General features: G+C 72.7%; 12 protein-coding genes and 1 pseudogene. 4 read left to right on the top strand and 9 right to left on the bottom strand.

Going from position 1 to position 14,898, the window contains the following annotated elements; genetic code table 11:
- Positions 1–52 precede the first annotated feature (52 nt).
- The 7 genes from PV342_RS00360 to PV342_RS00330 form a co-directional block, all read right to left on the bottom strand.
- Positions 53–886 carry an oxidoreductase gene (locus PV342_RS00360; protein WP_400797310.1) on the bottom strand — a complete coding sequence of 278 codons (834 nt, stop codon included), beginning with the start codon at positions 884–886 and terminating at the stop codon, positions 53–55.
- A gap of 135 nt (positions 887–1,021) precedes the next feature.
- Positions 1,022–1,882 (bottom strand): helix-turn-helix transcriptional regulator, encoded by an 861-nt coding sequence (locus PV342_RS00355; protein ID WP_386993943.1) that lies wholly within the window; start codon positions 1,880–1,882, stop codon positions 1,022–1,024.
- A 445-nt stretch (positions 1,883–2,327) separates the two neighbouring features.
- Complete coding sequence (locus PV342_RS00350; RefSeq protein ID WP_500315530.1) at positions 2,328–4,691, bottom strand: M4 family metallopeptidase; 2,364 nt, start codon at positions 4,689–4,691, stop codon at positions 2,328–2,330.
- 579 nt (positions 4,692–5,270) lie between these two features.
- A complete protein-coding gene (locus PV342_RS00345) occupies positions 5,271–5,882 on the bottom strand; it encodes a DUF6461 domain-containing protein (protein WP_500315529.1) in 612 nt (203 codons plus the stop codon).
- A gap of 143 nt (positions 5,883–6,025) precedes the next feature.
- A complete protein-coding gene (locus PV342_RS00340; protein WP_500315528.1) occupies positions 6,026–6,403 on the bottom strand; it encodes a cupin domain-containing protein in 378 nt (125 codons plus the stop codon).
- Between the two features lie 56 nt (positions 6,404–6,459).
- Positions 6,460–7,020: a GNAT family N-acetyltransferase gene (locus PV342_RS00335; protein WP_018563711.1), complete on the bottom strand. Its 561-nt coding sequence runs from the start codon at positions 7,018–7,020 to the stop codon at positions 6,460–6,462.
- Between the two features lie 104 nt (positions 7,021–7,124).
- Positions 7,125–7,721: an MBL fold metallo-hydrolase gene (locus PV342_RS00330; protein WP_018563710.1), complete on the bottom strand. Its 597-nt coding sequence runs from the start codon at positions 7,719–7,721 to the stop codon at positions 7,125–7,127.
- Between PV342_RS00330 and PV342_RS00325 the strand changes: the two are divergent.
- Positions 7,677–8,144 (top strand): annotated as a pseudogene (locus tag PV342_RS00325) (DUF1877 family protein); the annotation flags it as partial. The gene PV342_RS00330 and the pseudogene PV342_RS00325 overlap by 45 nt on opposite strands.
- 256 nt (positions 8,145–8,400) lie before the next feature.
- On the opposite strand, the gene PV342_RS00320 reads toward PV342_RS00325, so the two are convergent.
- Positions 8,401–9,612 carry a glycosyltransferase gene (locus tag PV342_RS00320; RefSeq protein ID WP_400797317.1) on the bottom strand — a complete coding sequence of 404 codons (1,212 nt, stop codon included), beginning with the start codon at positions 9,610–9,612 and terminating at the stop codon, positions 8,401–8,403.
- Between the two features lie 468 nt (positions 9,613–10,080).
- Between PV342_RS00320 and PV342_RS00315 the strand changes: the two genes are divergently transcribed.
- Entirely contained in the window at positions 10,081–13,104 is a 3,024-nt protein-coding gene (locus tag PV342_RS00315) for a glycosyl hydrolase (RefSeq protein ID WP_500315527.1), read from the top strand.
- A 93-nt stretch (positions 13,105–13,197) separates the two neighbouring features.
- Complete coding sequence (locus PV342_RS00310; RefSeq protein WP_400797323.1) at positions 13,198–13,842, top strand: LysE family translocator; 645 nt, start codon at positions 13,198–13,200, stop codon at positions 13,840–13,842.
- Between the two features lie 20 nt (positions 13,843–13,862).
- Here the strand turns inward: PV342_RS00310 and PV342_RS00305 are convergent, their stop codons facing one another.
- Positions 13,863–14,330, bottom strand: a complete 468-nt coding sequence (locus PV342_RS00305) for a hypothetical protein (protein ID WP_500315526.1) — start codon at positions 14,328–14,330, stop codon at positions 13,863–13,865.
- 119 nt (positions 14,331–14,449) lie between these two features.
- Here PV342_RS00305 and PV342_RS00300 point away from each other — a divergent pair, with 119 nt between their 5' ends.
- Complete coding sequence (locus tag PV342_RS00300) at positions 14,450–14,827, top strand: VOC family protein (RefSeq protein WP_018563704.1); 378 nt, start codon at positions 14,450–14,452, stop codon at positions 14,825–14,827.
- The last annotated feature ends 71 nt before the right edge of the window (positions 14,828–14,898 follow it).

Below are 14,898 nucleotides of genomic sequence, written 5' to 3'. Positions count from 1 at the left end.
CGCGACGGCGGGGGACCCGGGGCCTCTCACGCAACCGCGGGAGCGGTCTGGATCACGACGTGAAGTCGGTGGACAGCGCGAGGTCCCGCCAGGTCTCCACGTCACGGGCGACACCGGCGAGCTTGCCCTCCACGTCGGCGACGCTCGCCTTGCCGAGCGGGATCCGGGCAGGCATCTCCTGCGCGCCGACGACGGTGATGATGGCGGCCGCCGCCTTCACCGGGTCGCCGTCCTGGGCGTGGTTGCTGTCGTCGGCCCAGGCGCGCATCCCGCCCGCGCTCTCCCGGTAGTCCTCGATGACCCGCTCGGTGCGGTGCAGGGAGGAGGAGTCCAGGAAGTCCGTGCGGAACGGGCCGGGCTCGACGGCGGTCGCCTGGATGCCGAGCGGCGCGAGCTCCAGCCGCAGCGACTCGGTCACCGCCTCGACGGAGAACTTGGTCGCGCAGTACAGGCCCCAGCCCGCCCACCCGACGAAGCCGCCGACGGAGCTGAGGTTGACGATCCGGCCCGAGCGCCGGGCCCGCATGACGGGCAGGACGGCTCGGGTCACCGTCAGCAGTCCGAAGACGTTCGTGTCGAACACCGCGCGCGCCTCGGCGTCGCTGGTCTCCTCCACCGCGCCGAGCAGGCCCCGGCCGGCGTTGTTGACGAGGACGTCGATGGTGCCGAAGCGCTCGACCGCCGCCTCGACGGCGGCCCGGGCCTGCTCCTCGTCGTTCACGTCGAGCGGTACGGCCAGCAGCCGCTCGGATTGGGCCGCGAGGGCGTCCTCCACCGCGCGGGGAGTGCGGGCGCCGGCCACGACGTTGTCGCCCCGCTCGAGGGCCTGCCGGGCGATTTCCAGGCCGAACCCGCGGGATGCGCCGGTGATGAACCACGTCGTCATGTGATGTGCTCCTCATGATCACTGGGGGTCGTTCTGTCGACGTGTCCCAGCGTCCGCATCCGGCGGGGGACGGACCAGAGAAGGATCAACCGTAGGAGACGCCTGCCTGGGACCGGCAGTACCAGCCGGATCCGGTCACGGTCGCACGGCCGCGGGGCTCGCCGACCACGTGGCCAGGAAGCGCAGCGCCTCGTGAGCCGGGGTTCCGGGCTGCGCGGTGTAGACGAACACGGTCTGGTCCGGGTCGTCGCCCACGACAAGGCTCTGGAAGTCCAGGGTCATCGTGCCGGCCACCGGGTGCCGGAAGGTCTTCTCGCCGGCCGCCCGGGTCCGCACCCGGTGGTCGGACCACCAGCGGCGGAAGTCGGCGTCGGCGTCCGCGAGTTCCTTCACCAGCGCCCCCAGCCGCGGGTCCTGCGGGTCGCGCGCCGTGCCCATGCGCAGGTACGCGACGCACTCACGGGCGACGGTTCGCCAGTCGACGTACAGCTCGCGGAAGGCGGGGTCCAGGAACGCCATGCGCACCAGGTTGCGCTGCGGTTCGGGGACGGCCGAGAAGTCGGTGAGCAGCGCCGCTCCCAGGGCGTTCCAGCCCAGCACGTCCAGCCGGTGGCTCAGCACCAGGGCCGGGTACTCCTGCAGACCGTCGAGCAGGGTCTGCGTCTGCGGCCGGATGCGGCCGGGCGCGGAGGCGAGCGGTGCGGCGCCGGCCGCGGCGACCCGCAGCAGGTAGGCGCGCTCGTCGGGGCGCAGGCGCAGCGCCCGCGCGAGCGACTCCAGCACCGCCGTCGAGACGTGCACCGTGCGGCCCTGCTCCAGGCGCACCACGTAATCCACGCTCACGTTCGCCAGCTGCGCCAGCTCCTCCCGCCGGAGCCCCGGGACCCGGCGGTGCCGCCCGTCGTCCGGCAGGCCCACGTCCGCGGGGTTCACCCGGGCACGGCACGCCCGCAGGAAGTCACCCAGCGTGGTGTTCGAAGCGTTCCGCTGACTCATACGTCGATTATCGACGCTCCGGGACGGTACCGGGGCCCCTGGCCGCCTGGGGCCCTGCGGCAGCTTCTCCCGACCGGTCCGCCCGCGCCGCGTCCGCGCGCCCGGCCAGGGTGCTCACACCCGGCGCGGTCAGGGTCGGCCGGCCGCGCCGGCCCCGCGGAAGGCTCCGGCGGGATCGGTGGGGCCGCGGTCCGGCGACGTGCTCGCACGGCGGAGCGGGCGCCGCCGAACGGACCGTCGACACGCTGCGCACCGACGGGCTGCGGGTGGTGATCACCGCGGTCGACGCGGCCGCCCACCCGCTGCCCGGCACCCGGGCGGAACCTGTCCTGATTACCCGTCAGCTCCGGCGCACGGCCCTCGCCCCCGCGTGGCGGCGGGGCACGAGGGCAAGACGGCGGCGCGGCCGGTGCCGGATCGGCACCGGCCGCGCGGGGGTGGAAGGTCAGAAGGTCAGGCTCCAGCGGTCCAGGTAGCCGGGGTCGACGGTGAAGATGCCCGGGGTGTTGTCGGTGACCCGCAGCTTCCAGGTGCCGTTGGCGGGGACCGCCGAGGCGTCCACGGTGTACGTGGCGTGCACCGCGCCCTCACCGGTGTCCCAGTACCAGGGCTTCACCGGGATCTCCGTGCCGGTCTCGCTCACCAGGGTGACGATCTGGCCGCCGACCCACGGGTGGACGAGGTCGATCGTCACCTTGAGGTCGCTGGGCGCGTTGCCCTTGCGGCCGGTCACGATCAGCGGCGACTCGATCGTCTTCCAGTTGGGGATGTCGTAGCGGTCGGGGTTGACGAAGAAGCGCCCACCGGAGGCGAGGACGGGCCAGTCGAAGCGCACCGTGCGCTTGGCCTCGCGCTGCGCGGTGTTCTCGACGGTGATGGCCGTCGTGTAGGTGCCGGCCTTCTTCGGCGTGCCGCTGATCAGGCCGGTGCGCGCGTCGATCGACAGGCCCTTGGGCAGCTGCTGCGCGGAGTAGGCCAGCCGACCGGGGCTGGAGCCCACCGCCTCGATCTGACGGGTCATCGGCTGCCCGACGGCCACGGGGCGGGTGGAGGGCGTCACGATGGCGATGTGGTTGACGTAGCGGGCGCCGACGTTGACCGCCGCCCAGGCGTTGCCCACGGCCTCGTAGGTGTCGCTGCCCTGCCCGAACAGGTCGGCGGCCGCCTGGAGGGTGGCGGTGCGGGCGCCGGCGTAGTCGGTGCTGCTGGTCATGTACGTGGTCAGCGCCCGGTACCAGATGTCGATCGCGTTGTGCTGCCCGATGCCGGCGACCGGCAGGCCGTCGTAGGTGGGGCTGTCGTAGGCGATGCCGTTGATCGTCTTCTTGCCGCTGCCCTCGGAGAGCAGGTAGAAGAAGTGGTTCGCCGGGCCCGAGCTGTGGTGGACGTCCTCCTTCTTCAGGTCCGGCGTCCAGTAGTCAAGTGACGTGCCCTTGACGGGGTCGGCGTCCTTGGACGGCTGGTCCATGTAGCGCAGCGGCTTGCCGGTGCCCCGGACGTCGGCGAGCTCGCCCAGCATGTAGTCGGGGACGTCGGCGGGGTTGTCGGCGAAGAACTCCACGGCCGTGGCCATGATGTCGCTGGTCGCCTCGTTGAGGCCGCCGGACTCCCTCTCGTACGTGAGGTTGGCGGTGGCGTAGGTCACGCCGTGCGTCATCTCGTGGGCGGCGATGTCGAGTTCGGTGAGCGGGTGCGCGTTGCCGCGGCCGTCGCCGTACGTCATGCAGAAGCAGCCGTCGTCCCAGAAGGCGTTGGCGTAGTTGTCGCCGTAGTGGACGCGGGAGAAGGCTCCGGCGCCGTTGTCGGCGATGCCGTTGCGGCCGAAGCGCTCCTTGTAGAAGTCCCAGGTCTCGCGCTGGCCGTAGGCGGCGTCCACGGCCGCGGTCTGGCGGTCGGCGATCGTGCCGTCGCCCCAGACGTCGTCGTCGTCGGTCAGCAGGTTGCCGATGCCGCCGACACCGGTCAGGTCGTACGTCTTGTGCCCGCCGCGCTCCGGGTCGGTCATCTCGAAGACGCCACCGTTGTTCACGGTGCCGAGCTGAACCTGCCCGCTGTACTGGCTGTTGCCGGTGCCGGCGCGGATCTCCTCGACGCTCTGGAGTTCCCTGCCGGTCGTGGCGTCGGTGACGACGTTCAGCCGGCTCGGGGTCCCGTCCTTCTGGGTCCCGCTGACGAAGGACTGCCAGGCGAGGGTCGGCTTGCCGTCGGCGAGGAAGACGACCAGGCGGGGGGCGCCGTCGGCGGCCGGGGCCTTGGTCCGCTCGCTCCTGGCCGCGGCGAGGGCGGACTTCTCGGCCTTCGCGGCGCTGATCGCGGCCTTGGTGCTCGGCACCTCGACCGGCGCGGAGGACGCCTTGCTGACGGTGCGACCACCCGCCCGCTCGTGGACCACCAGGTCGCCGCCGATGACGGGGAGTCCGGCGTAGGTGCGCTCGTAGCGCGTGTGCACCGTGCCGTCGGCGTCCTTGATGACGTCCTTGGGTATCAGCGCCTCCTTGCCGCCCAGCCGAAGTGCGCGGGCGGTGGTGGCGCGTCCGTCGGACGCCGCCTTGAGCAACTGCTTGCGCTGCGCGGCGGACAGGGCGACGGCGCGCGCTTCGGGACGGGATTCCGCCACGATCCTGCGCGGCGCCGTGCCGTCCCCGTCGGACGCGGCGACGGCGCCGGTGGCGGGGAGGAGGGGGGTCAGCAGTGCGGCGAGCGTGACAGCGGCGGTCGCCGCGACACGGCCGCGTGCGCCGTGCGCACGTCGGTTGGGAGAGGGATTCGGCGGTGAACTGGCACCCGTGACAGCGGGATGGTTCGTCACTCGTGGAGCTCCTTGTGAGCGGCCAGGCGAACGGCCGCTGGGGACGGGAACATTGGAGGCCGATGAGGCCTCCGCGAGGTGACGTGCGAGTGATGCTCGCGCGACGTGGTGGATCGTTTCAGCATGTTCGTCCGCTGTCATCACTGCGGAGATCATTGTCCGAAAGTCGGTCGAGTGCGCATCGTGGGAGCGGTCCCACGCGGTGCCGACCACGTGCGGATTTACGGTGCGGCAACAGTGAGGTGACAGTGGCGACCGAAAAGATTCAGCCACGGTGGCGGACACCCCTCACCGCCCGGATGATGCGGATCTGAGGGTGTTTCCCCTGATCAGTGCGGTGTCGATGAGGCCGCTACGGGCATCGGGCGGTCCAATTCAGCGACGGAGGCGAAAATTTCGAGCCAACGTCCAAGAGGCCGAGCGGCGGTCCCGGAATCCGATCACCGTAGTCAACTCGCCGCGCGGTCGGCGCGGTTGGCGATGGCGCGGCAGGACGGAACCCGCGCTCACGGGGAACGCGGGGCCGGGCGGACGGGGGGAGAAGCCGACGGGCCGACCGCCGGCACCGGTGGATCGAAGCTACGTGCGGGGCACCGGGGCGAGCCCGCAGACGAATTCCGCGGATGCGAGGAGCTCCGGTGCCAGACGGACACCCGTGATGCGGTGAGCCAGCGCGAAGGCGGCTTCGTTGTGCTCGTCGAAGTCCCGGTCGTCCGCGTCGCTGAGATTGAAACTCGACTCCCGCATGACCGTGACCAGTTCGTCCGGATGAGTCCCATCGCGGTGGTAGGGGAAGAGCGGTTCGAAATGCAGGCGAACCGCGCCGTCCTGGTACCAGCAGAAATGGTCCACGGCATTGACGTTGCGGAAGTGCGAGACCACTGTGCGCCCGCGTGACAACGGAAGCATCGCCTCATCAGTGACACCCAGATAGCCGTTGTACTCGACCATCAGGGACCAGCCGCCGAGGGAAGCGGCGCCCACGAACAGCTCGTCGCCGCCGCCCAGTCGGTATGACGGTTCACCCAGCCCGGCCACACCCGCGATCCGCGACGCGGACCCGACTCCGAGGGCCCCGAGCAGCTCCTCGGGAGCAAGCCCCTGGACCAGGGTGATGCAGTACGCCTCCATCAACTCCTCGTACTGCTCACTGAACCATGCGTAGCCGGCGGCGGTGGTCATGTCGGTCATGTGCGCAGCATCGCAGGGGCCACTGACAGGGCCGCTCCCCGAGGCACGAGCCGCACGCCGGGCCCGCCAGGGGCCCGAGTGAAGCGGAGCGGTCGCAGGGGGAAGGTCCCGAGAGCGGCACGACCGACCCGTCGGGACAGGCCCTACGCCTCCCCGGCGTCCGGGACCGCGTACCCGGCCACGGACGGCCAGCGGACGGTCAGCACCGTCGAGTCCTCCTCCGCCACCCACGAGTGGTCCACGCCCTTGCCCCACACGACGTAGTCCCCCTGACGGGCCAGCACCACCGACCGCCCCGGGAACTCGACGCGGAAGCGCCCGCTGACGAGGACCTGCAGCGCGGTGCGCTCCTCGCCCCGCACCCACTCGCCGCGCTCGTCCCCCGCCGGGTGGAAGCCCCACTTGATCTCCACGGCGTCACTGTGCCGGGGGTCCCCGGCCTCCTTGAAGTGCCCCAGCAGCCAGCCCCGGTCGAGCGGCGCGTCCTCACCGGCATTGCCCACGTAAACGCTGTCGTCCATGGCCGGGACGCTAACACCGCGGCCCGCCCGTCCCGTCCGGCACGCGGGGTGCCGCCTCACTCGCCGTCGCGGGGGTCTCCGAGCGCCATCTCCGCGGTCACGGCCCACCGTTCGTGACCTCGCCAGGCGCCGTCCAGGTACTGGAAGCGCGGCGAGTACCCCTCGCGCTCGAAGCCCAGCCGCTCCACCAGCCTGATCGACGCGACGTTCGCGGGCTGGATGTTCGCCTCCAGCCGGTGCAGGCCGAGGTCGTCGAAGGCGTACGCCATCACTAGCCGCAGCCCCTCCGTCATGTAGCCGCGGCCCGTGGTCGGCGCGTACGCGGCGTAGCCCAGGGAGCCACTCTGAATGGTGCCCCTGACGATGTTGTTGATGTTGACCCCGCCGACGACGGCGCCCGTCTCGTGGAGGCAGATCACGAAGCCCTTGTGCGTCGGATGGTCGAAGCGCTCCACGTAGGCGGCGAAGGATTCGGGGGTGTGCTCCCACCGGGGCACCCAGGGCGCGTGCAGTGCGGCGCTGGCCCGGGCGAGCGCGTCGATCTCCGCGTGGTCCCGTACGGTGATCCGCCGGATGGCCACCCGGGGACCGTGGGCGAGGAAGGTGTCGTCAGCCATCGCGCGATCGTAGTGCGCCCGGCCCGCTCCTACCGCGTCCCGGCGAACGCCGTTCACCCGTGGGCCGTGCGTGGGCGACCCGCTCGTCGCCGCCCCACGCGGGGTCAGAGCGATCGGCCGGTCCGCAGGTACCGGTAGCCGTGGTCGGTCCCTTCAGCGAGCCAGCCGTTGACACTGCTCAGACCGCGTTCGTTCATCTGGCCGTCGTGGATACCGAACGCCCGCCGCGGGGCGACCGCGTTGACGAAGTCGATCGCCTCGGCCGTCTTCAGCCAGGAGGCCTGGAGCGGGACCATCAGCGTCTCGACCGGCAGCCCGGGCAGGTGCAGCGCGTCACCGGGGTGGTAGACGGCGTCCTCGACGACGTAGCCGAGGTTCGCGCAGTCCGGCCGGCCGGCGTGGACGGGCGCGTGGCGGCCGCCCACCGCGCGCACGCGGAAGCCCGCGGCGGTGAACTCCGAGCCGGCGGTGACCCGGCTCGTCTCCAGCCGCGGGATGTCCGCCCCGGCGGGGGCGTGGACCGGCACGCCGAGCCCGGCCAGGCGGAGGACGTCGACGTGGTCGGTGTGCTCGTGCGTGACCAGCACGGCGTCCGCCCCGGTCAGCGCGGCCGGTTCGCTCCACGTCCCGGGATCGATGACGAGCACGCGCCCCTCGTGCTCGATGCGCACACAGGCGTGGGTGTACTTCGTGATCCGCATGGCCCCGAACGTAGCGCGAGCCCGCACCGCTGTGTGGTGGGATCGCACGGCACCGCATCCGGACCCCGGCAGGGAGAGGACGCTGGGGACTCGCGCCGTTCTCTTCGCCTTGGACGCCACCGACTCAGCACGCGGCCTGGCCTGCGCGGACGACGACGCGCTCATCCGTGTTGCCGCGGAGATCGAGGAGCGCCGGGACACGGACCGCCTCTGCGAACTCGACTCGTTCTGGGACGCGCCGCACCGGTGCCTCACGGACGGCGAGCCGGCCTTCGGCAACGGCGACTTCCCCTGTCGCACGCCGTCCTCGGCGGGGTACCGCTCCACGAGAGTGGCGGCTACATCGTCTGCCACGTCACCGCGGAGCAGGTTCCCGCGGTCGCCGACGCCCTGGAGCCATTGGACGGCGAGTGGCTGCGCGAGCGCTACGCCACGCTCACCTTCGACGCCTATCAGGGCACGGCAGACGCGGAGGACATCGCCTACACGCAGGGCGTTCCTGCCCGTGCTGAAGCAGTTCCACGGTGCGGCGACCCGGGAGGGCCGAGCCGTGATCTTCACCGTCGGTCAGTAGGCGGCACGGGGCACCGCCCTCGCCCGCGCGAGGGGCGGGCGAGGGGCGGGCGAGGACCGTGCCGTGGGCGACATCCCCGCCGCGGAGGCTCCGCGAGACGTCCCGCTACACCGCCTCGACCAGGCGCCGGGCGGCGGTCCGCGCGCCGTCCGTGCGGACCGCCGCGGCGACGGACCGGGCCCGGACCGCCACTTCGGGGGCAAGGGCGGCGTTCAGGGCCGCGTGCAGGGATTCCGCGTCGGGGGTGCCGGCGGGGTGGGCGCTGCCGATGCCGAGCCGGGACACCCGATCGGCGAAGTAGAACTGGTCGAACATCTGCGGGAGGACGACCTGGGGCGTCCCCGCCGCGGTGGCCGCGGTGGTCGTGCCGGCGCCGCCGTGGTGCATCACGGCCGCGACGCGCGGGAAGAGCGCCCGCTGGTTCACCTCGCCGATCGTCAGGCAGTCGGATCCGTCGTCCAAGGCCTCCAGACCGGCCCAGCCCCGCGACAGGATGACGCGCCGTCCGAGCGCGCGGGCGGCGCCGACCACCGTCCTGGCAACGCCGTCCGGTGCGCGCATGCTGCCGAAGCCGCAGTAGACAGGTGGCTCTCCGGCGTCCAGGAACGCCTCTGCCTCGGGGGACAGCGGACGCTCGTCCGGCAGCAGCCAGGCGCCCGTCTGGAGGACGTCGAACGAGGCGGAGGGCTCTGGCCAGGGCGCCAGCGCCGGGTCCGCTGCCAGCCATGGGGAGGCCGTGAAGATGTGGGCGCGTACGTCCCGCACCGGTGGAAGTCCGGCGGCGGCGCGGCGTGCGTTGAGGGGCGCGGCCCACAGGGCGTCCCACCGGGCGGCGTCCTCGGCCCACAGCGCGCGGTTGCCGGCGTCCCCCTCCGCGGGCTCCTGCCCGAGCATGCCGAAGACCGGCGGCGCGTGGTGCGCGGACGGCAGGGTGACCGGGGCGAAGGCGGCATAGACGTAGCGGAGCCCCCGCTGTTCGGCCACCGATCGGGCGGCGACGGCAAGTGCGCCGCCCGCCACGACGCCGTCGCAGCCCTCGGCGGCCGCGCTCACGGCCTCGAACTGCGCGGCGACCGTGCCCTCGATCATCCGACGGCGTTGGTCCGGTGTCGGGATCGCTTCGGCACTCCGCTTCGCCGTCCCGCGGAGTTCGGGCCCGACGGGTACGTACGTGATTCCCAGGGACCCGGCCCATTCGCGGAAATCGGGGGGCGCGCACACCACCGCGCCGTGCCCCATGGCCTTCAGTTCCACCGCCAGCGCCATCAGCGGCTGGACTTCTCCACGTGTCCCGATCGTGGACAACAGAAAACGCATCTCGCTCCCGTCCCGCGCCGTTCCGTCGGCGCGCGAGGAGCGATTTTCATCCCTTATGGGGGCCTTGCCGCAAGGCCCCCCGTGCGCTATACGGTGGAAACGCGGGAAACGGCCGCCGAGCGCCCCGGATTCCGGCGGAGCCGGCCGGGTGACGGATTGCGCCGCCCCTTCCGGACGGCACTGGACGCCGTCCGGCGGGACCCCTGTCTGAAACGTTCTCATCTCGTGGCACACACGTGCCGCGACGCCTTGGCGCAGGCCGCCGGGACCCCACCCCCTGTCGCCGCGAGCACCGCCCCCACCGCGCCCGTCGGGGTTCGTGTCCGCCCGGACCTTGCCCCCGCCCGGGAAGTCGCGTAGCCTCCGCGAGGATTGAAACGGTTCAATCCGTCAGCACGTTCACCTCGGCACTGATCACTCCGAGGTGAAAAAGCACCTCCACCTCTCACTCCGGGGAGCCACGGAACCATGCACGACGACAGCAACCGCCCCGAGGGCGGCGGGGTTTCCCGCCGCAGCCTCCTCATCGCCACCGCCGTCGCGGGCACCGCGGCGGCCCTGGCCCCCGCGCTGCCCGCCGCCGCCGAGGCGCCGACCGCAACCGGGGCCGCGGGCGAGGGCGGTGCGCCCGGCTCCTTCGCCGAGCCGGGCGGCGCGGTGCGGCCCAAGTTCCGCTGGTGGTGGCCGGACGGGCTGGTGGACCCCGACGAGATCAGACGCGAGGTCGACCAGATCGCCGACGCCGGGTTCGGCGGCGCCGAGATCGCGGCCGTCCACCACAGCGTGAAGGACACCTCCGTCCTGGACACCGAGCACCACGGCTGGGGCAGCCCCGCCTGGGTCGCCGGCGTCCGCGCGGCCCTGGACCAGGCCCGCCGCCGCGGCGTCACCATCGACCTCACCGTCGGCCCCAGCTGGCCCGCCGCCGTTCCCGGGATCACCCCCGACAGCGAGGCCGCGGTGCAGGAACTCGCCCTCGGCGCCGTGACCGTGGCCGCCGGCGCCGCCTACTCGGGCCCCGTGCCGCCGCCCTCCGCGGCTCCCGCCTCCGGGGTGACCCGGCAGCGGCTGCTGGGCGTGCTGGCCACCCGGATCGCCCCGGGGAACGCCACCCGCAAGGAGACCGGCCTGGACCGGGCGAGCGTCCGGGACCTCACCGCTCAGGTCGTCGACGGCGCCGTGGACTGGACCTCCCCGGCCGAGGGCGACTGGGTGCTGACCGCCTTCTGGCAGCGCGGCACCGGCCAGACCCCCGAGGGCGGCCCGCACACCTCGCCGACCGCGTACGTCGTGGACCACTTCAGCGCGGCGGGCACCGCGGCGGTCACCCGCTTCTGGGAGCGGAACCTCCTCACCAAGGAGATCCGGGGACTCCTCAAGAGCGCCGGCGGCGTCCTGTTCGAGGACTCACTGGAGATCGAGACCAAGGCGCTGCCCTGGACCCCGGGGCTCCCCGCCGCCTTCGAGAGGCGCAACGGCTACCCGCTGCTGCCCGTCCTGCCGGTGATCGCGATGAGCGGTGGCAACCAGGTCTACGCCTACGACGCCGTCGCGACCCGCCAGATACGCCACGACTTCTGGGACACCGTCAGCGACCTGTACAACACCCACCACCTCACGGCGCTCCGCGACTGGGCGCACACGCTGGGCCTGGGGATGCGCGCCCAGCCGTACGGGCTGCAGACCGACGCGATCGAGTCCGCCGCGCTGCTGGACATCCCCGAGGGCGAGTCGCTGGGCTTCAAGAACCTCGACGACTACCGCTGCCTGGCCGGCGGCCGGGACATGGCGGGCCACACGGTGCTGTCCTGCGAGTCCGGCGCCTACACCGGCTCCGCGTACAGCACCACGTGGGAGAAGTTCCTGCGCACCATGGGCGGCGCCTACGCGGCCGGCGTCAACCAGACCGTCGTGCACGGCTTCTCCTACGCCACGCTGCCCGGGGTGAAGTGGCCCGGCTACGCGGCCTTCACCCCGTACAACGGCACCGTCGGCTACGGCGAGTCATGGGGACCGCGGCATCCGACCTGGCGGCACGTCGGCGACGTGTCCGGGTACCTTTCCCGGGTGCACCACGCGATGCAGCGCGGCACCTCCCGGATCGACGTCGCCGTCTTCCGGCAGACCGGGTACACCGCGACGGGGATCGGCGCCTCCTGGTTCACCTCGACGGGCGTGCCGCTGGGCTGGACCCACCAGTTCGTCAGCGGTCCCCTGCTGGACCTGCCGTCGGCGAAGGTCCGCGGCGGGCGGCTCGCCCCCGACGGCCCTGCCTACCGGGCCCTGTTCGTCGAGGGCGACTTCTTCTCCGGCTCCGCGGTCACCCTCACCCTCGCGGACGCGCGCCACCTGCTGCGCCTGACGCGGGCCGGGCTGCCGATCGTCCTGCTCGGCGACTGGACGACGGTCACGACGCCCGGCGTGGCGGACGACTCCCGGCTGCAGCAGGTCCGCTCCCTCGTCGCCGAGCTGCTGGCGCAGCCGCGGGTCCGGCAGGTCGCGGACAAGACGGCGGTGGGAAACGCCCTCGCGGACCTCGGTCTGGTGCCCGACGTCAGCTACGCCGTGCCGTCGACGCTGCTGACGATGCACCGCTTCGACGAGGGCGTCGACTGGTTCTACCTCGTCAACGGCAAGCACGCCGAGACCGTCAAGCCCCCCGTCGCCGCGATCGACCACGCCGTCACGGTGCGCCGCACCCGCTCCGGCGCGGTGCCGTACCTGCTCGACCCGTGGACGGGTGAGGCCCGGCCGCTGGCGCTGTACGCGCAGGACGGCGACCTGTTCACGTTCCGGGTGGCCCTGCAGCCGTCCGAGTCGACGGTCGTGGCCTTCGCGCCGCCGGGGCGGTTCCACGGCAGGCCCGGCCGGACGCACGCCGTCGCCACGGACGCGGACGACGTGCGCTTCGACGACGGGCGGCTCGTCCTGCGCGCCCGCGCGGCCGGTACCTACACCACCGCGCTGTCGCGCGGGGGTTCGGTCGGCACCGTGGTCGAGGAGGTGCCCGCGCCGCGCGAGCTCACCTCGTGGACCCTGGACGCCGAGGACTGGCGTCCCGGCGCCGACCCGGACCGCACCACGGTCGTACGCCACCGGATCGCCCTCGACGCCCTGGCTCCGTGGAACGCCGTCCCGGACCTGACGGACGCCGCGGGCATCGGCCGTTACCGCACCACCGTCGAACTCGACGGGTCCTGGAGCGGCGGGTTCGGCGCCGTGCTCGAACTCGGCGAGGTGACCGACACCTTCCGGGTCAGCGTCAACGGGCGTCCGGCTCCGGTGACCAGCCACATCAACCCCGTGGTGGACCTCGGCGGGCTGCTGCGCAGCGGCACCAACACCATCGAGGTCGAGGTGGCCACGCCGCTGATCAACCGGCTGCGCGTCAGCGACTCGTCCGTGTACGGCGGTGCCGCCTCGCAGCGCACGGGGCTGGTCGGGCCGGTCCGGCTGGTCCCGTACGGCGAGGCCGTGGTGGGCCGGGACTGACGCTCCCGGGCCGCCAGGGTTCCCCCACCGGTCGCCGCACGACCGGCGGGGGAACCCGGGCACCTGGTTCAATGGCCGCGGAGGTGAGGGACCATGGTGTCCACAGACCGGCTGCTCGCGTTCGCGGCGATGTCCCTGCTCGTCATCGTCGTCCCGGGGCCCAGCGTGCTCTTCGTCATCGGCCGCGCCCTGGCGCACGGCCGTCGCACCGCCCTCGCGTCGGTGCTGGGCAACTTCATCGGTTCGTACCTGCTGGTGGTGGCCGTGGCGTTCGGCCTGGGCTCGCTGTTCGAGCGGTCCCTGACGCTCTTCCTCACCGTGAAACTGGCCGGGGCCGCCTACCTCGTCTTCCTCGGCGTGAAGGCCTTCCGGCACCGCCGGGAGCTCACGGTGGGCGCGATGGACGGCCCCGAACGGCCGGCCCGCGGCGACCTGCGGACCGTCGCCGACGGCCTCGCGGTCGGGGTCACCAACCCCAAGGGCATCGTCTTCTTCGCCGCCGTGCTCCCCCAGTTCGTGGACCACTCCGCCGGGTCGCTGCCCGCGCAGATGCTGCTCCTGGGCCTCGTCCCCATCGGCATCGGCCTCGTCAGCGACACCCTGTGGGGCCTGACCGCCTCCGCCGCCCGCATGTGGCTGGGCCGCTCCGACCGCCGCCTCTCCGCGATCGGCGGCGCCGGCGGGCTGACGATGATCGGCCTCGGCGTCACGGTCGCCGCGACGGGCCGCGTGGACTGACGGTCCGGCCCCCGGGCGCCTCAGATGTGCGCCCTGATCTGCCGTACGGGGTGGCCGAGCACCTCACCGAGAGAGGCCAGTTCGTCGTCGGCGAACCAGTCGCGTCCGGGGTTCCACACGGCGATCTCGAAGCGTGCGAAGCCGCACGGCCAGTCATGAAGCAGCGCGTCCAGCGAGGTGGCGCCGCCGCAGCACGGGACGTCGACCGCCAGGGTCTCGAAGCCCAGGTTGGCATGCGCTTCCAGCAGGTCGACCCACCACTGCGTGTCGATGGAGCCGCCGCACAACGGGCAGCCGAGGGCGACGAGGTTGCTCCCGCAGTCGACCGGCGTGATGGTGTCGTACCGGCTGACCTCGATCTCGACGTCGGAGCCGTCGGGATCCCCGGGTACCAGCGAGGCGACCAGGGCGGCGGCACGCTCCGCCGCGTCACGGCCCGGCTGCCACCGGGGGTCGGTCGGTATGACCGACAGGACGTCGTCGCTCACGGCTGTCGCTTCCTTCCTCCCGGCGCACGGGACCGGACGGGAACACCTGCACGCTATCCCGCACCCCTGACACAAACCGCGTTGCCCCGGTCCTCCCCCGTGCACAAGAATCCGTCCCCATGACTTCCGCGATGCGCCACATCACGATCGACTGCGCCGACGCCCACCGTCTGGCGAGCTTCTGGTCCCTCGTCCTGGACCGCCCGCTCCACGAGGACGACCATCCCGGTGACGAGGAGGTGCTGATCGAGGTCGACGGCGGCCCGGGGCTGCTCTTCGTGACCGTGCCGGACGCCAAGACCGTCAAGAACCGTGTGCACCTGGACGTCCAGCCGCAGGACCGCACCCGCGACGAGGAGGTCGAACGCCTCCTGCTGCTCGGCGCGTCGCAGGTCGACGACCGGCGCCGCCCGGACGGCACGGGCTGGGTGGTGCTCGCCGACCCGGAGGGCAACGAGTTCTGCGTCGAGCGCAGCGCGGCGGAGCGCGCAGGCTGAGCCGACCGGCGTTTCAGCCGTCGTCGCCTCGGCCGGCCCGCTCGTCGAGTCCGGTGGAGCGGCCTGCCCGG

It is taken from the genome of Streptomyces sp. PA03-3a, from assembly GCF_033792735.1.
In the GTDB taxonomy this organism is placed as follows: Bacteria; Actinomycetota; Actinomycetes; order Streptomycetales; family Streptomycetaceae; genus Actinacidiphila.
The sequence above is the reverse complement of the archived record's forward strand: the minus strand, read 5'-3'. Positions and strand labels throughout refer to the sequence as shown.